The 21,534-nt window shown below is 33.9% G+C and carries 21 protein-coding genes and 1 other annotated feature; all 21 genes read right to left on the reverse strand.

Annotation, left to right across the window (positions count from 1 at the left end):
* Positions 1 to 92 precede the first annotated feature (92 nt).
* Positions 93 to 3,644 (reverse strand): DNA-directed RNA polymerase subunit beta, encoded by a 3,552-nt coding sequence (gene rpoB, locus NST64_RS10560; RefSeq protein ID WP_002449020.1) that lies wholly within the window; start codon positions 3,642 to 3,644, stop codon positions 93 to 95.
* A gap of 203 nt (positions 3,645 to 3,847) precedes the next feature.
* Positions 3,848 to 4,456, reverse strand: a complete 609-nt coding sequence (locus tag NST64_RS10565) for a class I SAM-dependent methyltransferase (RefSeq protein WP_107632299.1) — start codon at positions 4,454 to 4,456, stop codon at positions 3,848 to 3,850.
* 171 nt (positions 4,457 to 4,627) lie between these two features.
* Positions 4,628 to 4,996: a 50S ribosomal protein L7/L12 gene (gene rplL / locus NST64_RS10570; RefSeq protein ID WP_002449041.1), complete on the reverse strand. Its 369-nt coding sequence runs from the start codon at positions 4,994 to 4,996 to the stop codon at positions 4,628 to 4,630.
* A gap of 39 nt (positions 4,997 to 5,035) precedes the next feature.
* Positions 5,036 to 5,536, reverse strand: coding sequence for a 50S ribosomal protein L10 (rplJ, locus tag NST64_RS10575; RefSeq protein WP_002449049.1), 501 nt, complete (start codon positions 5,534 to 5,536; stop codon positions 5,036 to 5,038).
* Between the two features lie 30 nt (positions 5,537 to 5,566).
* Positions 5,567 to 5,720 (reverse strand) — a sequence feature (ribosomal protein L10 leader region).
* A 126-nt stretch (positions 5,721 to 5,846) separates the two neighbouring features.
* On the reverse strand, positions 5,847 to 6,542 hold the full coding sequence (gene rplA / locus NST64_RS10580) for a 50S ribosomal protein L1 (protein ID WP_002449030.1): 696 nt from the start codon (positions 6,540 to 6,542) through the stop codon (positions 5,847 to 5,849).
* A 206-nt stretch (positions 6,543 to 6,748) separates the two neighbouring features.
* Positions 6,749 to 7,171 (reverse strand): 50S ribosomal protein L11, encoded by a 423-nt coding sequence (rplK, locus tag NST64_RS10585; protein WP_001832298.1) that lies wholly within the window; start codon positions 7,169 to 7,171, stop codon positions 6,749 to 6,751.
* Between the two features lie 186 nt (positions 7,172 to 7,357).
* Complete coding sequence (gene nusG, locus NST64_RS10590) at positions 7,358 to 7,906, reverse strand: transcription termination/antitermination protein NusG (RefSeq protein ID WP_002449028.1); 549 nt, start codon at positions 7,904 to 7,906, stop codon at positions 7,358 to 7,360.
* A gap of 17 nt (positions 7,907 to 7,923) precedes the next feature.
* On the reverse strand, positions 7,924 to 8,124 hold the full coding sequence (gene secE, locus NST64_RS10595) for a preprotein translocase subunit SecE (protein WP_002449032.1): 201 nt from the start codon (positions 8,122 to 8,124) through the stop codon (positions 7,924 to 7,926).
* 43 nt (positions 8,125 to 8,167) lie between these two features.
* Positions 8,168 to 8,311, reverse strand: coding sequence for a 50S ribosomal protein L33 (gene rpmG, locus NST64_RS10600; RefSeq protein WP_049336738.1), 144 nt, complete (start codon positions 8,309 to 8,311; stop codon positions 8,168 to 8,170).
* A gap of 80 nt (positions 8,312 to 8,391) precedes the next feature.
* On the reverse strand, positions 8,392 to 8,982 hold the full coding sequence (locus NST64_RS10605; RefSeq protein WP_002455752.1) for a sigma-70 family RNA polymerase sigma factor: 591 nt from the start codon (positions 8,980 to 8,982) through the stop codon (positions 8,392 to 8,394).
* 67 nt (positions 8,983 to 9,049) lie between these two features.
* Positions 9,050 to 9,580: an NYN domain-containing protein gene (locus tag NST64_RS10610; protein ID WP_049418282.1), complete on the reverse strand. Its 531-nt coding sequence runs from the start codon at positions 9,578 to 9,580 to the stop codon at positions 9,050 to 9,052.
* Positions 9,577 to 10,326, reverse strand: a complete 750-nt coding sequence (rlmB, locus tag NST64_RS10615; protein WP_002449043.1) for a 23S rRNA (guanosine(2251)-2'-O)-methyltransferase RlmB — start codon at positions 10,324 to 10,326, stop codon at positions 9,577 to 9,579. The genes NST64_RS10610 and rlmB overlap by 4 nt, the downstream gene beginning before the upstream one ends.
* Before the next feature lie 5 nt (positions 10,327 to 10,331).
* Positions 10,332 to 10,721, reverse strand: coding sequence for a Mini-ribonuclease 3 (locus NST64_RS10620; RefSeq protein ID WP_002488399.1), 390 nt, complete (start codon positions 10,719 to 10,721; stop codon positions 10,332 to 10,334).
* 1 nt (position 10,722) lies between these two features.
* Entirely contained in the window at positions 10,723 to 12,123 is a 1,401-nt protein-coding gene (gene cysS, locus NST64_RS10625; RefSeq protein WP_049418284.1) for a cysteine--tRNA ligase, read from the reverse strand.
* A complete protein-coding gene (cysE, locus tag NST64_RS10630) occupies positions 12,107 to 12,736 on the reverse strand; it encodes a serine O-acetyltransferase (RefSeq protein WP_172457920.1) in 630 nt (209 codons plus the stop codon). Before cysE ends, cysS begins: the two co-directional genes overlap by 17 nt.
* Before the next feature lie 383 nt (positions 12,737 to 13,119).
* Entirely contained in the window at positions 13,120 to 14,574 is a 1,455-nt protein-coding gene (gene gltX / locus NST64_RS10635) for a glutamate--tRNA ligase (RefSeq protein ID WP_002449039.1), read from the reverse strand.
* A gap of 280 nt (positions 14,575 to 14,854) precedes the next feature.
* Complete coding sequence (locus NST64_RS10640; RefSeq protein WP_002488403.1) at positions 14,855 to 15,925, reverse strand: PIN/TRAM domain-containing protein; 1,071 nt, start codon at positions 15,923 to 15,925, stop codon at positions 14,855 to 14,857.
* A 22-nt stretch (positions 15,926 to 15,947) separates the two neighbouring features.
* The gene (gene radA / locus NST64_RS10645; RefSeq protein WP_049418285.1) at positions 15,948 to 17,321 is read right to left on the reverse strand and encodes a DNA repair protein RadA; all 1,374 of its coding nucleotides are present in this window, start codon (positions 17,319 to 17,321) and stop codon (positions 15,948 to 15,950) included.
* A gap of 131 nt (positions 17,322 to 17,452) precedes the next feature.
* On the reverse strand, positions 17,453 to 19,924 hold the full coding sequence (locus NST64_RS10650) for an ATP-dependent Clp protease ATP-binding subunit (RefSeq protein WP_049418287.1): 2,472 nt from the start codon (positions 19,922 to 19,924) through the stop codon (positions 17,453 to 17,455).
* Between the two features lie 15 nt (positions 19,925 to 19,939).
* The gene (locus tag NST64_RS10655; RefSeq protein WP_002449052.1) at positions 19,940 to 20,947 is read right to left on the reverse strand and encodes a protein arginine kinase; all 1,008 of its coding nucleotides are present in this window, start codon (positions 20,945 to 20,947) and stop codon (positions 19,940 to 19,942) included.
* Positions 20,940 to 21,503: a UvrB/UvrC motif-containing protein gene (locus NST64_RS10660; RefSeq protein WP_002488404.1), complete on the reverse strand. Its 564-nt coding sequence runs from the start codon at positions 21,501 to 21,503 to the stop codon at positions 20,940 to 20,942. Before NST64_RS10660 ends, NST64_RS10655 begins: the two co-directional genes overlap by 8 nt.
* Positions 21,504 to 21,534 lie beyond the last annotated feature (31 nt).

A 21,534-nucleotide genomic window follows, 5' to 3' on the forward strand; every position in this document is an offset into this window, starting at 1 on the left:
CATACATAAGATGCACATCAGTGCGCAATCTAAATCTTGATGAGATTAAAATTACGCAACTCATGTTTATTCATCTTAAATCTATAATTTTATTATTCGTTAGTTTCTTTTTGAGTTTCTGGAACATCTTTTTGTTGTAAATCTACTTTGCGCTCAGTTGCATCTTCATCATCAACATCGGCCATTTCGATTTCATTATCATGTTCATCCATAACTTTTACATCTAAACCTAAACTTTGTAATTCTTTCATCAATACTCGGAATGATTCAGGAACACTTGGTCTTGAAATGTTTTCACCTTTAACGATAGATTCGTATGTTTTAACACGACCTACAGTATCGTCAGATTTATAAGTTAAGATTTCTTGTAATGTGTATGCTGCACCATAAGCTTCAAGTGCCCATACCTCCATCTCACCGAAACGTTGTCCACCGAATTGTGCTTTACCACCAAGTGGTTGTTGTGTAACAAGTGAGTAAGGTCCAGTTGAACGTGCATGCAATTTATCGTCAACCATGTGAGCAAGTTTAAGCATATACATTACTCCAACAGAAATACGATTATCAAATGGTTCACCAGTACGTCCATCATATAATACTGTTTTACCATCACGTGCCATACCAGCCTCTTCGATTGTAGACCATACATCATCGTCGTTTGCACCATCGAATACTGGAGAAGCAACATGAATACCTAAGTTTTTAGCAGCCATACCTAAATGTAACTCTAAAACTTGTCCAATGTTCATACGTGATGGTACACCTAGTGGGTTTAACATGATATCGATTGGACGTCCGTCTGGTAAGTAAGGCATATCTTCTTCAGGAACAATCTTAGAGATAACCCCTTTGTTACCATGACGACCACACATTTTGTCCCCAACATGGATTTTACGTTTTTGAACGATATATACACGAACAAGTTGGTTCACACCTGGTGATAACGTATCATCGCCTTCTTCACGATTAAATACTTTAACGTCTAGAACGATACCACCTGCACCATGTGGGACACGTAATGAAGTATCACGAACTTCTCTTGCTTTTTCACCAAAGATGGCGTGTAATAATCGTTCTTCTGCAGTTAATTCTGTGACACCTTTTGGCGTTACTTTACCAACTAAGATATCTCCATCTTTAACTTCTGCACCGACGTATATAATACCACGATCGTCTAAGTTTTTAAGTGCATTTTCAGAAACGTTAGGAATATCACGTGTAATTTCTTCAGGCCCTAATTTAGTATCACGTGCTTCAGATTCGTATTCTTCAATATGAATTGAAGTATATACATCGTCTTTAACTAATCGTTCACTCATGATAACGGCATCCTCATAGTTATATCCGTCCCAAGTCATGAAACCTACAACGACGTTACGACCTAATGCCATTTCTCCTAATTCCATTGAAGGACCATCAGCTAAAATTTCATTGTATTCTACAACGTCACCTACAGAAACGATTGGACGTTGGTTATAACAAGTACCAGAGTTTGAACGTTTAAATTTAGCTAATGGGTAACGATCTAATTCGCCTTCATGTTCAGTTCCATTTTCCTCAACTAAACGACGAACTAAGATTTCATTAGATTCAACGTGTTCAACACGACCTCTATGTTTTGCAGTAATTGCTGCACCAGAGTCACGAGCTGCCACATGTTCCATACCTGTACCCACAAATGGAGCTTCAGGATTCATCAATGGTACTGCTTGACGTTGCATGTTCGCACCCATTAACGCACGGTTAGAGTCATCGTTTTCAAGGAATGGAATACAAGCTGTCGCTGCTGATACTACTTGTTTAGGAGATACATCCATGTAGTCCATTTTTTCTTTTGCCATAACAGTGTTGTTACCACGGAAACGACATACCACTTCATCATCTAGGAAACGACCATTTTCATCTAAACGAGAATTGGCTTGTGCAACTACATAGCTATCTTCTTCATCAGCAGTTAAATAATCAATTTGATCAGTAATTGAATTGGTATCAATATCTACTTTACGATATGGTGTTTCGATAAAACCAAATTCATTTACACGTGCATAACTAGATAATGAGTTAATTAAACCAATGTTTGGTCCCTCTGGTGTTTCAATTGGACACATACGACCATAGTGAGAATAGTGTACGTCACGAACTTCCATTTGTGCACGTTCACGTGTTAAACCACCAGGTCCTAAAGCAGAAAGACGACGTTTATGTGTTAACTCTGCTAATGGGTTAGCTTGGTCCATGAATTGAGACAATTGAGAACTACCAAAGAATTCTTTAATTGAAGCAATTACAGGTCTAATATTAATTAATTGTTGTGGTGTAATTGAATCAGTATCTTGAATAGACATTCTTTCGCGAACGACACGTTCCATTCTAGATAAACCAATTCGGAATTGGTTTTGTAACAGTTCACCTACTGAACGTAAACGACGATTACCTAAATGGTCAATATCATCTGTATAACCAATACCATTCAATAAGTTAAAGAAATAACTCATTGAGGCAATAATATCTGCTGGTGTAATACATTTCACTTCTGAATCAGGTAATGCATTACCAATCACTGTTGTAGTGCGTTCTTCTTCATCATTTGGAACATACACTTTAATTGATTGAATTTCTACAGGTTCATCAATAACGCTACCTTCTAACTCGAACACTTCACTGTTTGCATTTGACTCTAAAACATTCATAATTTCGTCTAATTTACGACGATCTAAAACTGTTCCTTCTTCAGCAACAATTTCACCTGTTTCGCTGTCAACGATTGGTTCCGCTAATTTTTGGTTAAATAAACGATGTTTTAAGTGTAACTTTTTATTTGTTTTATAGCGACCAACACTTGCTAAATCATAGCGTTTAGGGTCGAAGAAACGTGAATATAATAAGCTTTTTGCGTTTTCAACTGTTGGTGGTTCACCAGGACGTAAACGTTCATAGATTTCTAATAAAGCTTGTTCAGTATTTTCAGTACTATCTTTTTCAAGCGTATTACGTAAGTATTCACTGTCTCCTAGTAAATCGATAATTTCTTGATCACTAGAGAATCCTAAAGCACGTAATAATACTGTTAAAGGTAATTTACGTGTTCTATCAATTCGAACGTAAACGATGTCTTTAGCATCTGTTTCATATTCTAACCACGCACCACGGTTTGGAATAATCGTTGCGTCGTAATTTTCACGTCCATTTTTATCTATTTTTTCATTAAAATACACTGATGGTGAACGTACTAATTGTGAAACGATAACACGTTCTGCACCATTAATTACGAACGTACCAGTATCTGTCATCAATGGGAAGTCACCCATGAAAACTTCTTGTTCTTTAACTTCACCAGTTTCTTTGATAATGAGACGTACTTTAACACGAAGAGGTGCAGCATAAGTAGCGTCACGGTTTTTTGATTCTTCTAAATCATATTTTGGTTCACCTAATCTATAATCCACAAATTCTAAAGATAGGTTTCCAGTGAAATCTTCAATTGGTGAAATATCACGGAACATTTCTAATAAACCTTCTTTTAAGAACCAGTCATAAGATTTAGTTTGAATTTCTATTAAGTTAGGTAATTCTAATACTTCTGAAATTCTCGCATAATTTCTACGTTTACGATGTCTTCCATATTGGACAACTTGACCTGCCAAACAGATTCACCCCTCAAATATTGTGTTGAACTTATACACAAAATTTCACATAACAAGACAAAAAGAAAACGGCAACACAATTGATGACACCATTTTCGATTCTTTTCTTATTCTTGTTTATCGTGCTCATTTTGCGTAAAAGTACACACTTGTTGAACATAAATTTTTACATTTTATAACTATATCAGAATACCATTTTGAAATCAACCTTTTTGGCTCTTCAGTATATAGTACCCTTTACTTTTGTTCACAGTTTCTACATTATTAAATATTTCTTCCATTTTCTTTTTAGCAGAAGGCATACCTTGCTTTTTCTGAATGACAACATAGAGTTCACCTTGATTTTTTAGCTTTTGATATGCTTCTTCAAAGATTCGATGAACAACATTTTTCCCAGCTCTAATTGGTGGATTTGTTAATACAAAGTCAAAGTACTCATTCTCAACTTGTGACAGACCATCACTTTCTGTAATGATAACATTATCAATTTGATTTTGCTTTTTGTTCTTTTCAGCTAAATGTAAAGCTCGATGATTCACATCCACCATAGTCATTTGATGGTGTGGTGACACTTTAGCAATCATTAAACCAATTGGACCATAACCACAGCCAACATCAATGATACGTTTACTTGGACCTGGTGGATGTTCATTTAAAAACGTTTGTACTAATAAATCAGACCCAAAGTCTACTTTTCCTTTTGAAAAAACGCCCGCATCTGTCGTTAGTTTTAACGGAGATTTATGATAAAAGTATTGAATTGTTTTTTCATCACTTTGTACTTCAGGATTTTCATCATAATAGTGACTCATGATTTCACCTCTTTATTCGTTCATCTATTTGATTAGAAAATGAATTAAAACCCCGTTATCAACAATAACGGGGTTTTAATTTCTCAAAGAATGCAAGTAATCATTAAAGCTTTCACTCTAAAGTGACTAAGTTAAAATGATTTACTTATATATTAAGTTAAGATACTAGAATTATTTTAATTCTACAGTAGCTCCAACTTCTTCTAATTGTTCTTTAAGTTTTTCAGCATCTTCTTTAGCAACAGCTTCTTTGATTACTTTAGGAGCGTTGTCTACTAATTCTTTAGCATCTTTTAAGCCTAAGCCAGTTGCTTCTTTAACTGCTTTAACAACTTTGATTTTTGAAGATCCAGCTGAAGTTAATTCAACGTCAAATTCAGTTTTTTCTGCGGCAGCATCTCCGCCACCAGCTGCACCAGCTGCTGCTACAGGAGCTGCTGCTGTTACACCAAATTCTTCTTCAATTGCTTTTACTAAATCGTTTAATTCTAATACTGACATTTCTTTAATTGCTTCAATGATTTGTTCTTGATTAGCCATTTTATTATTCCTCCATTTATTTTAAAATTTTATGCGCAATTATTCAGCGCTTTCTTCTTTTTGTTCTCCAACAGCTTTAACCGCATAAGCGAAGTTGCGTACTGGAGCTTGTAATACTGATAAAAGCATAGATACAAGACCATCGTGTGAAGGTAATGAACCAACAGTTTTAACTTCTTCTGCTGAGATAACGTTACCTTCCATAACGCCTGTTTTAATTTCTAAAGCTTCATGTTCTTTAGCAAATCCTGAGATCACTTTCGCTGGAGCAACTACATCATCAGTAGTTGTAGCGATAGCTGTAGGACCAGTTAAGAATTCATCTAAGCCTTCGATACCTGCTTTTTCAGCTGCACGACGAACTAATGTGTTTTTGTATACTTTATACTCAACACCAGCTTCACGTAATTGAGCACGTAAATCAGTTACTTCCGCAACAGTTAAACCACGGTAGTCCACGATAACAGTTGAAACTGAATTTTTAAGTTGTTCAGCGATAACGTCAACTTGTTGTTTTTTAGCTTCAATAATAGCAGACATTCAGACACCTCCATTTTTATTTTTGGTGCTTTTTTAATAAAAAAAGCACTTTCTACCCACGGCAAAAAGTGCTTGAAAGATCATTATAATAATCATCACGTTCAAGTCAATTTTAGCCTCGGTAGGATATTGTTTTAAGTTAAAGATTAACTCCTACTGTCTTAGGTAAAATAATCACAATAAATAATATAACTTGTTTATTGTAATATGTCAATTGTTTTTTAAAAAAAGACTGGAAGAAAATGATCTTATCTTTTTCAAAATAAGCAATGATTATCTACCAGTCTACAATCTATTCATATATTTGAAATTAAAGTTTAAAAGATGAAGTATCTACTTTAACTCCAGGACCCATTGTTGTAGTTACAGCAACAGATTTGAAGTAAGTACCTTTAGCAGATGCTGGTTTAGCTTTAGCTAAAACATCTTGTAAAGCATTAAAGTTTTCAACTAATTTTTCTTCGTCGAAAGATACTTTACCAATCGTAGCATGTACGATACCTGCTTTTTCAGCACGATATTCAACTTTACCAGCTTTAATTTCTTCTACAGCTTTTTTAACGTCCATAGTTACTGTACCAGTTTTAGGGTTTGGCATTAAACCTTTAGGTCCTAATACACGACCTAATTTACCAACTTCACCCATCATGTCAGGTGTAGCTACTACTACGTCAAAGTCGAACCAACCTTGTTGAATTTTTTGAGCATATTCAGATTCACCCACGTAATCTGCGCCTGCTTCTTCTGCTTCTGTAATTTTATCGCCTTTAGCAAAAACTAATACACGTTGTGATTTACCAGTACCGTTTGGTAGCACTACTGCACCACGGATTTGTTGGTCATTTTTACGTGTATCAATACCTAAACGGAATGCTACTTCAACTGATGCATCAAAGTTAGCGATACTAGTTTCTTTAGCTAATTTAATTGCTTCTTCAACACTATAGTATTTAGTACGGTCAACTTTATTAGCTGCTTCTTGATACTTTTTACCTTTTTTAGCCATTTATTGTTCCTCCTTTAGTGGTTTTAGCGGAATTTCCTCCCACGCTTACTTGTGTGATTTACACAAGTTAAGAGCAGATAACAGATGATGTCATTAATAAATATTAATTTACTAAAGACTAATCATAGACAATATATGTTGTCGTTTCTGTTACCTGCTATCGTCTATCAGTTTATTTCAAATTCAAACTCATTTTCATTTAATAATTATTGTACAGTGATACCCATACTACGTGCAGTACCTTCGATAATACGCATAGCTGCTTCTTCGTCTGCAGCGTTTAAGTCTTGCATTTTTGTTTGAGCAATTTCACGTACTTGATCTTTAGTTACTGTAGCAACTTTAGTTTTGTTTGGTTCACCAGAACCTTTTTCAACGCCAGCTGCTTTTTTAAGTAGTACTGGAGCCGGTGGAGTTTTAGTAATGAATGTAAATGAACGATCTTCATATACACTGATTTCTACCGGAATGATTAAACCTGCTTGTTCTTGTGTACGTGCATTGAATTCTTTACAGAATCCCATGATGTTCACACCTGCTTGACCTAATGCTGGACCAACTGGTGGTGCTGGGTTCGCTTTACCTGCAGGAATTTGTAATTTAACTACTTTTTCTACTTTTTTAGCCACGATGTGCACCTCCTTGATATCGTGATGTGGTCACAGGGCTCAGTTTTGCCCTCCCACTCATAAACATTTCGTGACGAAATGAGCGTTCTAAAAACGCGACCACATTATTTTAACATTAAACTTAATTAAAAATCAATAGTAAAATTTCATCTTTTTAAGCAAATCATACTTTATAATTTAAAATGATTATAATTTTTCTATTTGATCGAATTCTACTTCAACTGGTGTTTCTCTACCAAACATATCGACTAATACAGTTAATTTAAATTTATCTGCTTCGATTTCTTGAACTTCACCAACTTGATTTGCAAATGGTCCTGATTTGATGCGGACTTGTTCACCTACATCTAATTCTACATCAATTGTTTTTTCTTTAAGTCCCATTTGTTTTAAGATGAATCTCATTTCTTCAGGAAGTAATGGATTAGGTTTTGAACCTGCACCTGCTGAACCAACAAATCCTGTGACACCTGGAGTATTACGTACAACATACCATGATTCATCTGTCATAATAAGCTCTACTAAAACATATCCAGGAAATGTCTTTTTAACCTGTTTTTTTGCTTTCCCATCTTTAACTTGTGTTTCTTCCTCTTCAGGTATGACAACTCTAAAAATTTGCTCTGTCATATTCATTGATTCTACTCTTTTTTCTAAATTCTTTTTAACTTTATTTTCATATCCAGAATACGTATGCACTGCGTACCAACGCTTAGCCCCAACTTCTTCAGACATGTTGTCACTCCTTACTTTTATCTAAATAATTGAATTAAATTACCAATACCTACGTCTAATACCCAGAAAAAGACCATAAAGAAAATTACTGTAGCTACTACAATGACAGTATATTTAAAAAGTTCTTCTTTCGTAGGCCAACTTGTTTTTTCCATTTCGCTTTTAACGCCTTGGAAGAAACTTTCTTTATTCTTACTTGCGTCTTTATCTTTAGCCATAACCTTACCTCCATGCTTTTCAAAGTATATACTTATAAACTCATTACTTTGATTCTTTATGCATCGTGTGTTCATTACATCTGGAACAATATTTCTTCAGTTGTAATCTCTTAGCTGATGTTTCTTTTTTAGGTACATTATAATTTCTGCTACCACACATTTCACAAACTAAAGGTACTTTTCTCACATCAATTCACCTTTACTCATATTAATACCAGTCTACTATACATAAACTTATAATAAACTGTCAAACTCGTACTAAAATACTTAACGTTTGTATTTCAATAAATATTGTTTCATTTTTATTTTACAACGTTGAATACTATTGTAAACTACTTTATCTTTTACATTTAGTCTTTTTGCTATTTCTGATGGGGAATAATCCAGTAGAAGTAAATTTGCAACTTCTCTTTCAAACATACTTAACTTCTTAAAACTATCTATCAAGTCTTCTTTACTTAATCTAGTTAAATATAGTGCTTCCGTCCTTTTTATCATTTGATTCAAACGATATTCTACTACACATTCATTGATTAACAATTGTTGACGTTGATTAAACGCATAACGTTTTCTCCAAAAATCTTTTTTTACAGAATAAACGAGACGATTTAAATAATGTTCGAATGGAACATTCGTATTAAAATTAAATGTGTGTAAAGCTAAATATATCTTTAACGAGGTATCTTGAATTAAATCTTCTAGTTCTTGATGATCTATACCTAGACTTCTAAACTTCATCATAAGTTTAGGACGTATCACATTCATTATATTTGCGAATAACTGTTCTTTCTCCAATGTATTTTGGCTATATTGAAAAGCTTTAAATATATCTTCTAGTTGTCGAAAATGATAAGTCATATACAAAACCTTTCTTTATAAGTTAGGCACATTGTATAAGACGCATCTTTTAAATGGCAAGACTGTATTATTTATGTTTTTTACCATATCCTCGTCGTATTTTTTCAAATTCTGCAAGTACATCTTTTGATAACGAAATTCGAGTTCTTGGTTTACGTTCATTAAAATCATCTACTGATTTACTAACCGTCATTGCATTCTCTTTTAAATCTCGCCACATTTCTCTAGATGAAACACGATATGCACCTGCTCCAAAAATAGCATGTTGCTCGCTCATATCGCTGGTCACTACTGTAATATGTGTCGTATGTTTATTGTATAAATTGTATACATAACGCTCAATATAGCTATCTGCAGTTTCTTTTTCTTTCGTAAAAACTGTTTTAACACCATGATAAATGTATTCTCTTTCTATACCAGATTGTTCATATGCATCAAATACACATACAATCTTATCAGCGACAACTGCATTGTAATTGGCAATCACATCTAAGAGTTGTTCACGTGCTTCCTCTAAACTTTCTCTTGCTACTTTACTCAATTCCCTTGATTGACCAATCATATTGTACCCATCAATAATTAGATATCTATCTTTCATTGGGTGTCTCCAATTTGATGTCGTTTACGATATACTTCATACATCATTAAACTAGCAGCTACAGAAGCATTTAAGCTATTAACATGGCCTACCATAGGAATTTTAATATAGAAATCACATTTATCTTTAACCAATCTACTCATACCTTGTCCTTCACTACCAATTACGATAGCCAGTGGCATATCAGCAGCCATATTGCGATAATCTGTAGCATTATCCGCTTCAGCGCCTGCTACCCAATATCCATTATCTTTCAACTCATCAATTATTTTTGATAAATTTGTAACACGCATCACTGGGACATGCTGAATCGCACCTGTTGACGCTTTTGCAACAGTTTGTGTGAGCGCAACAGAACGTCTTTTAGGGATAACAACTCCATCTACTCCGCTTGCATCTGCCGTTCTAATGATCGAACCAAGATTATGTGGATCTTCTAACCCATCTAAAATAATTATTGTAGAAAGGCCTTCTTTTTCTTTTTGAGATTGAATAAACTGATCAAAATCTGCATATTCGTATGGTGCAATAAGTGCAGCTACACCTTGATGCGGTGCATTTGCTAAATTATCTAATTTGGATTTTGGAACAGTTTGTATAATCAATTTCTGTGCTTTAGCATTTTTTAAAATATCATTAATTTGCTGCTTTCTTATTCCTTCTTGTATCCAAATTTTATTTATTGTATGACCAGACACAATTGCTTCTTTAACAGCGTGTCTACCGACAATAACGATATCTTCCACTATGTTCACAACCTTTCATCAACAATTTGTACAATCATATCAAGTAACGCATCTAATCGTTCATTTCGATGGTCTAAATAAAGAAATCCTATAATAGCTTCTAAACCTGAACTTTTACGATACGTTTGTATATCTGTATTTTTAGCTTTCGTATAACTTTTAGCGTTACGCCCTCTTCTAACAATATCTCGTTCTTCTTCAGTAAACCATTCTTTTGTGATTAATACCTCGAGCGTTTGTGCCTGGCTTTTTGCAGACACATATTGTTTCGATACTTGGTGTAAGCGATTTGGTTTACTCTGTAATTTAAGCACAATATATTCGCGTACATGCTGGTCTAATACAGCATCTCCCATATAAGCTAACGTTAATGGGTTCAATAGCTTTGCATCCATATTAACCTCTTCTAAATCTTACACCTTGAGGCGTATCTTCAAGAATAATATTTTGCTCTTTTAGCGTATCTCTAATTTCGTCAGCTCGAGCAAAATCTTTATTTTTACGTGCTTCATTACGTTCTTCGATAAGTTTTTCTATGTCTTCATCAAGTAATACATCATTTTCTTTTCCTTCTAATGGCACACCTAATACATCACTAAAAATTTGATATACTTCTTTAAAGCGCTGAATCACTTGAGTTGATGTTGTATTTTCTAACACATATTTATTAGCTAATTTTGATAAATCATACCATGCAGTTACACCGTTTGCTGTATTAAAATCATCATCCATTACAGCTTCAAATTGTTTTAAAATATCATTAATTTGATCAATATAGTCTGTCTGTGTTTCTAAATCAGTTGCGATTGCTTCTCTTTCTTTAATTAATTGATAACTATTGCGTATACGCTCTAATCCACTTTTAGCAGCATTCACTAATTCAAGGTTATAGTTGATTGGACTTCTATAGTGAACACTAATCATGAAGAAACGTAATACATCTGGATCAATTTCTTTAATAATATCGTGTACTAAAATAAAGTTACCTAATGATTTACTCATTTTTTCATTATCTATATTAATAAAACCATTATGCATCCAATAATTAGCAAAAGGCGCGTGATTGTGTGCTTCAGATTGCGCTATTTCATTTTCATGATGTGGAAATTGTAAGTCTGATCCTCCTGCATGGATGTCAATTGTTTTTCCCAATTCATGATAAGCCATTACAGAGCATTCAATATGCCATCCTGGACGTCCTTGTCCAAATGGGCTCTCCCAACTAATTTCTCCAGGTTTTGCTTTTTTCCATAGCGTAAAATCCAATGCATCCTCTTTTTGTTCACCTGCTTCTATACGAGCGCCAACTTTTAAATCATCAATAGACTGATGACTTAATTTACCATATCCATCAAATTGACGGGTTCTAAAATACACATCTCCATTACTTTCATATGCATAACCGTCATCTACAAGTTGTTTAATGAAGTCAATGATTTCATCCATATGATTCATTACTCGTGGATTAGATGTCGCTCTTTTAACATTAAGTGCCCCTACATCTTCATAGAATGCCTTGATATATCGATCAGCAATTTCTGGCACACTTTCATTTAATTCTTTAGAACGATTAATGAGTTTATCATCTACATCAGTAAAATTAGATACGTAATCAACCGTATAGCCTTTATATTCAAAATATCGACGTACGACGTCATAATTAATTGCTGGACGGGCATTACCGATATGAATGTAATTATACACTGTAGGTCCACATACATACATTTTCACCTTACCAGGTTCAATGGGCTTAAACGCCTCTTTTTGACGTGTTAAAGTATTATATAATGTAATCATCTTTAATCTCTCCATTCTTAGCTTTTTCCAATTGTCGTTCTAGTTGCTTAATTTGTTCAAATAAAGGATCAGGCAAATTACGATGATCAAATGTTTTCCCAATTCGTTTTCCTTCTTGTTTAACAATATGACCTGGAATACCTACAACTGTTGTATAACTTGGCACAGATTGTAAGACTACTGAATTCGCACCAATATTAACATTAGAATCAATTTGGATATTTCCTAAAACCTTTGATCCTGCTGCAATTAAAACATTATCTCCAATATCTGGATGACGCTTTCCTTTTTGTTTACCTGTACCTCCAAGTGTCACGCCTTGATAAATCGTTACGTTATCTCCAATCGTACATGTTTCACCAATAACTACACCCATACCATGATCAATAAATAGACGTTTTCCAATTTTCGCTCCAGGATGAATTTCAATTCCTGTAAAAAAGCGAGATACTTGTGAAATCATTCTCGCCAAAACGTAGTGTTTTTTATTATATAATTTATGTGCAATTAAGTGACTCCATACCGCATGCAAGCCTGCATAAGTTGTGATTACTTCAAATGTTGTACGTGCTGCAGGGTCTTGTTCAAATACCATTTTTACATCATCTTTCATTCTTTTTATCAAGACGCTCGCCTCCCCATTTTCTATATATTATGAATATCTTACAGTCCATGTATCATTCAAATATTTAAAAAAAGCGCCCCTAACATTAACTGCTAGAGGCGCTATTGCACGGTTCCACTCTTCATTTTAGATAAAGTAAGTTGATGAATATACTAGTCTACCTTATCATACTCATTTCTATATTTAATTGAACATTCAAAGGTGCATTCGATATAGATAATGATATGCTCACAGCAACCGCATACTCTCTAACAACATTATCGTATATTTACTAATCCTTTAACTAACATATGTTTAATCTTATCATAAGAAGTTTTTTATAAAATTTCAAGTTTAAACATGTGTGTCTGACTTATTATATTAACATTGTTTTAAACATATTTTTTTAAACGAGATAGTACTTTTTCTTTTCCTAATACTTCAATTGTATTCGGTAATTCAGGACCATGCATTTGACCAGTCACTGCTACACGAATAGGCATAAATAATTGTTTACCTTTAATACCAGTTTCTTTTTGTACTTCTTTAATCGTTTTTTTAATTTCAGCAGCTTCAAATGGTTCAAGCGCTTCTAATTTACCATATAAATGAGACATTAATTCAGGAACTTGTTCGCCATTTAATACCTCTTGTTCTTCTTCACCTAATTCAGGCATATCATGGAAGAACATTTCTGATAACGGAACAATTTCTCCTGCATAACTCATTTCTTTTTGATAAAGACCAATTAATTTGCGTCCCCATTCTTTATCTTCTTCACTTGGATTTTCAGGAATTAAATTTGCTTTGATTAAGTGTGGTAAAGCAAGCTCAAATACTGTTTCTGTATCTTTTGTTTTCATATATTGGTTATTAACCCAAGCTAATTTTTGTCTATCAAACATTGCTGGAGATTTAGAAAGACGTTGTTCATCAAAAATCTTAATAAATTCTTCTTTAGAAAAGATCTCATCTTCACCTTCAGGAGACCAACCGAGTAAAGCAATAAAATTGAATAACGCTTCAGGTAAATAACCTAAATCACGATATTGCTCGATAAATTGTAAAATTTGGCCATCTCGTTTACTTAATTTTTTACGTTGTTCATTTACAATTAATGACATATGCGCAAAACGTGGTGGTTCCCAACCAAATGCTTCATAAATCATTAATTGCTTAGGTGTATTTGATACATGATCATCTCCACGAATAACATCAGAAATTTCCATGTAGTGATCATCTACTGCTACCGCGAAATTATACGTAGGGACGCCATCTTTTTTCACGATAACCCAATCTCCAATATTATTAGAGTCAAAAGAAATTTCTCCTTTAACCATATCATCAAATGTATATGTTTTATCTTTTGGAACACGGAAACGAATAGCGGGTTTGCGTCCTTCAGCTTCAAATTGTTGACGTTGTTCTTCGGTGAGATGTGCATGTTTACCGCCATATCGTGGCATTTCTCCACGAGCAATTTGAGCTTCACGTTCTTCTTCTAATTCTTCTTCAGTCATGTAGCATTTGTATGCTTTATCTTCATCTAATAATTGTTGAATAAGTGGATTATAGATGTCTGCACGTTCAGATTGACGATAAGGACCATGACCTTTGTCTTTATCGATAGATTCATCCCAATCTAATCCTAACCATTTTAAGTTATCAAATTGTGAAGATTCTCCATCTTCAAGATTTCTTTTACTATCTGTATCTTCAATACGTACTACAAAATCTCCATCATAATGTTTAGCAAATAAATAATTAAATAATGCAGTTCTTGCATTTCCGATGTGTAAATATCCAGTTGGACTTGGCGCATATCTTACTCTTACGCGTTCACTCATTCGTTTCACTCCTAATTTTGTTATTCATTCTTTATAGCGAATGATTTCTTTCATTAGAAAAAAGTTATCCCAAACAATCTTTAAAGAGTCGTTTTTGAATAACTTTAACTTCTAATCTATACTTAGATCAACTTCGCATTTCCTTATTATTGTAGCATTAATTGGCTGGTTTGATAAGTCTATTGCTACTGTTGTTACGTTACTCAGCAATATCTCATAACGAAAAATATTATACAATAATTCATCAATGACTACGTTTCACATGAAACTCTTTTTCCTATTAACTTAAGGACTCCTCTATAGTCTTAGCAAATATAATACGACCAGATGATGTTTGTAATAAACTAATGACTTCTAATTCAACCTGTTTCCCTATAAGAGATTTGGCATGATCTACAACAACCATTGTTCCATCATCTAGATATCCTACCCCTTGGCCAGGTTCTTTACCCATTTTAGTTAATAAAATATTAAGTCGGTCACCTTGATGAACATTGGGTTTAATTGCTTCCGATAAATCATTAACATTTAATGCAGTAATCCCTTGAACATGACATACCTTATTCAAATTGAAATCGGTTGTAATGACATGGGCATGATAGACTTGAGCTAATTCAACTAACAGTTTGTCAATATCACTATGAGATTTTTGAGGATGAATCACACGAGTTGGATAGTCTAAATCATAAAGTTGATTTAAAATATCTAATCCACGTTGTCCTTTTTCACGTTTGATACTATCATTAGCATCTGCAACTACTTGCAATTCATTTATAACTCCTTGAGGAATAAGTATTTCTCCATCTATAAACCCGCATTTAATAATATCTAAAATTCTTCCATCAATAATTGCACTTGTATCTAACAGTTTAGGTATAGCACTGATATTATTTTTAGACATTGAACGTGCTATATTTTCTGGCAAAAACATAAGCATTTCATCACGCTTTTTCAAACCAAACTGGAATCCTAAATAACATAATAATAGTGTAATAATAATAGGCACAAGGTGATTTAATATAGAATTTCCTATCATTTCTAAAATAAATGAAGCCATTACTGAAATAAATAAACCAACGACTAATCCTAGTGTAGCAAACAAAATTTCGACTGCACTACGTTTCATAATCCACATTTCAGCTTCTTTAAGTAATCGTGTTACTTTATTAATAAATAGACCAAATATTAGAAAGAATACAATCATCCCTACTAAACCATCAATATAATGATTAGTATAAATGGGTGGGGTGTTCATACCTAAATCATTTAAAATTTCTGGAATTAACATGATTCCAAATGATGCACCAAGAATGATGTAGATTATAATAACAATTCCTTTTAATACCTTCATACGTTATCACCCCTTTAAATGCCTATGATGAGCGATTACTAAACGCATATTTTAAGGCATCATGTACCGTTGTCACGCCAACGACCTGAACACCTTCTGGGAATGTCCATCCACCTATATTCGTTTTGGGAATAATCACTCTCTTAAATCCTAGTTTTGCCGCTTCTTGTACACGTTGCTCAATACGCGATACTCGTCTTACTTCACCAGTTAATCCCACTTCACCAATATAACAATCCAAACCATCTACGGCTTTATCTTTAAAACTTGAAGCAGTCGCTACAATAATACTTAAATCTACAGCCGGTTCAGTCAATCTCACTCCACCCGCTACTTTAATGTAAGCATCTTGTTGTTGTAAAAGATAATTTTCTTTTTTCTCTAAAACAGCCATAAGTAAGCTAAGTCGATTGTGGTCGATGCCTGTGGCCATTCGTCTTGGATTATTAAATGTAGTAGGTGTTACTAGAGATTGCACCTCAATCAATAGTGGTCGTGTGCCTTCCATAGTAGCCACAATTGTTGATCCTGGAACATTTGTAGAGCGTTCTTCTAAAAACATTTCTGAAGGATTTTGTACACCTTTCAAACCACTTTGTTTCATTTCAAAAATACCCATTTCATTCGTTGAACCAAAACGATTTTTAACTGCTCTTAGAATTCGATAAGCATGGTGTTCATCACCTTCGAAGTATAAAACTGTATCTACCATATGTTCTAATAGTCTTGGACCAGCAATTTGTCCTTCTTTTGTTACGTGACCTACTATAAAAGTTGCGATATTCATTTGTTTTGCAATATTCATTAAACTTTGTGTACTTTCTCGAACTTGTGATACTGAGCCAGGTGCTGAACTAATCTCAGGATGATAAATCGTTTGAATTGAATCGACAACAAGTATATCTGGGCGCTCTTGTTCCACGGTTTGATGAATAACTTCTAAATCTGTTTCAGCTAGTACATTTAAATTACTAGAGTCTTCCTCTAGACGATCTGCACGCAATTTCGTTTGATTTAGTGATTCTTCACCCGTGATATAAAGTACATTAAGTTTCTGTGATAACGATGCACAAATCTGTAATAATAATGTAGATTTCCCAATACCTGGGTCGCCGCCAATTAGTACGAGCGATCCACTAACAATTCCGCCACCAAGTACACGATTAAATTCTTTAGAGTCCGTTTGAACTCTTGGTGTTGTCTCATGCTTAATACTATTTAATTTCTGTACTTTTGCTTGTGTCTCTTTTGTCTTTACACCATGTTTTGGATTGGAAGTCTTTTCAATAATTTCCTCCATTTGATTCCAAGCACCACAATTTGGACATTTTCCCATCCATTTAGGAGACTGATATCCACAAGCCATACATTCGAAAATTACTTTTTTTTTGGCCAAAACTGCACCTCCGATTTTTTTGAACATATCTATTTTATATGTATCCAGTTATAATGACAAATTTAAATATATATAAATGAAAAGAAGAGCCTAGGATTTAATGACTCCTAGACTCTGAATTTAAACTCATTTTATTCTTCTGTTGCTGGTTCTTTTGTATCTTCTATATTATTTTCTTGTTTATCATGGATATCATACTTGAATTCATTGCCATCATGATCAATTGTGACTTCTTTTCCTTCAATTTGATTACCATCAAGTATCAATTCACTTAAATTATCTTCGACCGTTTTTTGAATTGCTCTAATTAATGGACGAGCGCCGTATTCTGGATCATATCCTTCTTCAGCAATTTTTTCTTTAGCTTTATCAGTAACTACAATATTAATATCTTGTTCTGATAAACGTTTTGTTAATTTATTTACCATCATAGTCACAATTTCTTTAAGTTCATCTTTTGTTAATTTATGGAAAACAATAATATCATCTACACGGTTTAAGAACTCAGGACGGAATGAATTTTTAAGTTCTTTCATCATAGTTTTACGAATTGTTTCATAATCTTGTCCTTCAGATGCGCCACCGAATCCAGCGAAACGTTGATCTTGTAGTTCTTGTGCTCCTACATTTGATGTCATAATAATGACAGTATTACGGAAATCAACTTGACGTCCTTTTGTATCAGTTAGATGTCCATCATCAAGTACTTGTAATAAGATATTAAATACGTCTGGATGTGCTTTTTCAATTTCATCAAATAGGATAACAGAATATGGCTTACGTCTAACTTTTTCAGTTAATTGACCACCATCATCATGGCCTACATAACCTGGAGGCGCTCCAACTAAACGACTCACAGCATGTTTCTCCATAAATTCACTCATATCAACACGTATCATTGCGTCTTCTTCACCAAACATTGATTCAGCTAATGCACGGGCAAGTTCAGTTTTACCTACACCAGTTGGTCCTAAGAAAATGAAACTACCGATTGGACGTTTAGGATCTTTTAGACCTGCACGTGCACGACGAACTGCTTTACTAATAGAAGTTACAGCATCGTTTTGTCCAATTACTCGATCATGTAATGTTTCTTCTAAATTAAGCAAACGATCTGACTCTGTTTCATTAATTCTAGTTAATGGAATCCCTGTCCATCCTGCAATAACTTCAGCAATATCTTCTTTAGATAATGATGTTGATTGTCCGCCTTGAGATGTCTTCCATTCATTTTTAGCATCTTCATATTGTTTTTCAAGTTTTGATTGTTTATCTCTTAAGTTAGCTGCATTTTCAAATTCTTGTGCATGGACGGCAGCATCTTTTTCATTTTTAACTTTTTCAATTTCTTGTTCAATCTCTTTTAAATTACTTGGAGTTGTGTGACTTTTTAGTCTTACTTTCGAACTTGCTTCGTCAATCAAATCAATTGCTTTATCTGGTAGGAAACGATCAGATACATAACGGTTACTTAATTTAGCAGCCGCTTCCAGTGCTTCATCAGAAATATTAATACGATGATGCGCTTCGTAGCGATCACGTAAACCTTTTAGAATAGCAACAGTATCCTCTACAGATGGTTCATCAACTTGAATAGGTTGGAAACGACGTTCTAATGCAGCATCTTTTTCAATGTTTTTACGATATTCATCTAATGTTGTTGCACCAATGCATTGTAACTCACCACGCGCTAACGCTGGTTTTAAAATATTAGATGCATCAATTGCACCTTCTGCACCACCAGCACCAACTAGTGTATGCAATTCATCAATGAATAAAATGACATTACCTGCATGATGGATTTCATCCATGACTTTTTTCAACCGTTCTTCGAATTCACCACGATATTTAGTACCTGCCACGACTGTTCCCATATCTAGTGACATTACACGTTTATTTTTTAACGTTTCTGGTACTTCATTATTTACAATAGCTTGTGCAAGACCTTCAGCAATGGCTGTTTTACCTACACCTGGTTCACCAATAAGTACAGGGTTATTTTTAGTTCTACGACTTAATACTTCAATAACACGTGTAATTTCTTTATCTCTACCCACAACTGGATCTAAAGTACCGTCTTTAGCAATAACTGTTAAGTCTCGTGCTAGTCCATCCAATGTAGGAGTGTTGTTTGATTTATTTGCAGTTGCATTTTTAGTATTCATTTCAGGACTACCTAATGCTTTCACTACTTGTGCACGTGCTTTAGTAATATTCAAATCTAAGTTAGCAAATACACGTGCTGCTACTCCTTCATTTTCACGAATTAATCCTAATAAAATATGTTCTGTACCTACAAAGTTATGATGCAATTTTCTTGCCTCATCCATTGATAGTTCAATGACTTTTTTAGCTCTTGGTGTATAGTGCAACGTACCTGAATGTTCTTGACCATGACCAATTAATTTTTCAACTTCTTCAATAACTTTATCTTCAGTAATATTAAAACTTTCAAGTACTTTAGCAGCAATACCTTCTGGTTCTTTCATTAATCCAAGTAGTAAGTGCTCAGTACCAATGTTCGAATGATTTAAACGAATTGCTTCTTCTTGTGCATGTGCTAATACACGTTGTGCGCGTTCAGTTAATCTACCAAATAACATATCATTTACAACCTCCTAATTTGTATGTTTTCTTAATATATTTGCCCGTTTTTCATTTACAGATACGTTTTCATCTTCATCATTATATAAAAACGCAGATTGGATACTTACCATTAATTCATTAAACTTAAAGTTACTTAAATTTAAATATCCTAAATCTATGCCTAACTTAATTTCACTTAATCTATATGACGCTTCTTCCATTGATATCATACGGCTATTTTGTAATATTCCTAACGAACGATAAATACGGTCAAGCGTTTCTAATTCACTATATTGTGTTAAACGTTCACGAATTTGCATTTCTTCATTAATAATTTGTTGAACTACTTCTGTCAACTGATCAATAATATCTTCTTCCGTCTTACCTAATGTAAGTTGATTAGAAATTTGATAAATATGACCATAAACTTGTGAACCCTCTCCATATATACCTCGAATCGTAAATCCAAAACGATTAATTGTTTGTGCAATACGATTCATACGTTTCATTATAGATAATCCAGGTAAATGAAGCATCACACTTGCTCGCATTCCAGTCCCAATATTTGTAGGACAAGTCGTTAAATAACCTAAATCTTCATCGAAACTAATTTCTAATTGTTCATCAAGAATATCATCAATGTCTGAAGCCTTTTGATATAAATCTATCAGAGATAAATCATTACCCATTGCTTGAATTCGTACATGATCTTCTTCATTAATCATAATACTCAAAGATTCATCTTCATTTAATAACACCGCTGAAGCTGGTTGTTTAATCAATTCTTTACTAATTAGATGTTTAGCCACTAACTTCATCTTACTTTGTTGGTCCATGGTATCTAAACGCATTAAAGATAAATTAGGTAGTGCATCTTGCACTTCATTGATTACTCTAAAACCTGCTTGTTCAGATGGAAACATTAAAGGATGAACATGATTTTCTAAATTACGTGCTAAACGAATACGCGAAGACATTACAATGGGAGATTCATCTGTTTCTTTCATCCATTCACTAATATGTGCACCCATATCATTCATCATGCTCCATCTCGCTTTCATGTTTCAAGGCTTTAATTTCATCTCTAATGACAGCTGCTTCTTCAAATTTTTGCTTTTCAATTAATATATTTAAGTAATTCGTTTTTTCTTCAATTTGTTTTTTTATTGCCAGTTTATGATGTGAAGAACGAGGCATCTTGCCTACATGTTCAAATTGTCCACCTTGTACTCGTCTTACAATATCAACAATATCCTCTTTAAATACTGCATAGCAATTTGCACATCCAAATTTACCTACATGAGCTATATCTTTCAATGTCATGTTACATGTAGGGCATCGTTTTTCTTCTTGAAATGCTACTTCATGAAAATTTAATCCGTGTTTAGTTGCTAAATGTTGTAAGATTTGTTTGACTACAAAGGCTTCTTCAATATCATCTTGGAACTCTGAATGTGACGCAGGATGTTCTTGTTGATTCCAAGGATGCTCTCCTTGCGCACATTCTGAACACACCCACTTTTCAGAGGTACCATCTTTACTTTTTACTGTGAGTTTAACCTCTGCTTCATTTAAATGACAATTTTCGCAAAGCACACATAGACACCTCGCTTTTCTTTATTATTTA

The organism is Staphylococcus sp. FSL W8-1268, from assembly GCF_038003965.1.
GTDB lineage: Bacteria > Bacillota > Bacilli > Staphylococcales > Staphylococcaceae > Staphylococcus > Staphylococcus hominis.

Bases quoted from the DNA above. Each gene is read 5' to 3' on its own strand.
- NST64_RS10565 (WP_107632299.1), bottom strand. From the start codon at position 4,456: ATGAGTCACTATTATGATGAAAATCCTGAAGTACAAAGTGATGAAAAA.
- rplL (WP_002449041.1), bottom strand. From the start codon at position 4,996: ATGGCTAATCAAGAACAAATCATTGAAGCAATTAAAGAAATGTCAGTA.
- rplJ (WP_002449049.1), bottom strand. From the start codon at position 5,536: ATGTCTGCTATTATTGAAGCTAAAAAACAACAAGTTGACGTTATCGCT.
- rplA (WP_002449030.1), bottom strand. From the start codon at position 6,542: ATGGCTAAAAAAGGTAAAAAGTATCAAGAAGCAGCTAATAAAGTTGAC.
- nusG (WP_002449028.1), bottom strand. From the start codon at position 7,906: ATGTCTGAAGAAGTTGGGGCTAAGCGTTGGTACGCAGTGCATACGTAT.
- secE (WP_002449032.1), bottom strand. From the start codon at position 8,124: ATGGCTAAAGATAAAGACGCAAGTAAGAATAAAGAAAGTTTCTTCCAA.
- NST64_RS10605 (WP_002455752.1), bottom strand. From the start codon at position 8,982: ATGACTTATCATTTTCGACAACTAGAAGATATATTTAAAGCTTTTCAA.
- NST64_RS10610 (WP_049418282.1), bottom strand. From the start codon at position 9,580: ATGAAAGATAGATATCTAATTATTGATGGGTACAATATGATTGGTCAA.
- NST64_RS10620 (WP_002488399.1), bottom strand. From the start codon at position 10,721: ATGGATGCAAAGCTATTGAACCCATTAACGTTAGCTTATATGGGAGAT.
- cysS (WP_049418284.1), bottom strand. From the start codon at position 12,123: ATGATTACATTATATAATACTTTAACACGTCAAAAAGAGGCGTTTAAG.
- cysE (WP_172457920.1), bottom strand. From the start codon at position 12,736: ATGAAAGATGATGTAAAAATGGTATTTGAACAAGACCCTGCAGCACGT.
- gltX (WP_002449039.1), bottom strand. From the start codon at position 14,574: ATGAGTGAACGCGTAAGAGTAAGATATGCGCCAAGTCCAACTGGATAT.
- NST64_RS10640 (WP_002488403.1), bottom strand. From the start codon at position 15,925: ATGAAGGTATTAAAAGGAATTGTTATTATAATCTACATCATTCTTGGT.
- NST64_RS10650 (WP_049418287.1), bottom strand. From the start codon at position 19,924: ATGTTATTTGGTAGATTAACTGAACGCGCACAACGTGTATTAGCACAT.
- NST64_RS10655 (WP_002449052.1), bottom strand. From the start codon at position 20,947: ATGAATGATATGGGTGCACATATTAGTGAATGGATGAAAGAAACAGAT.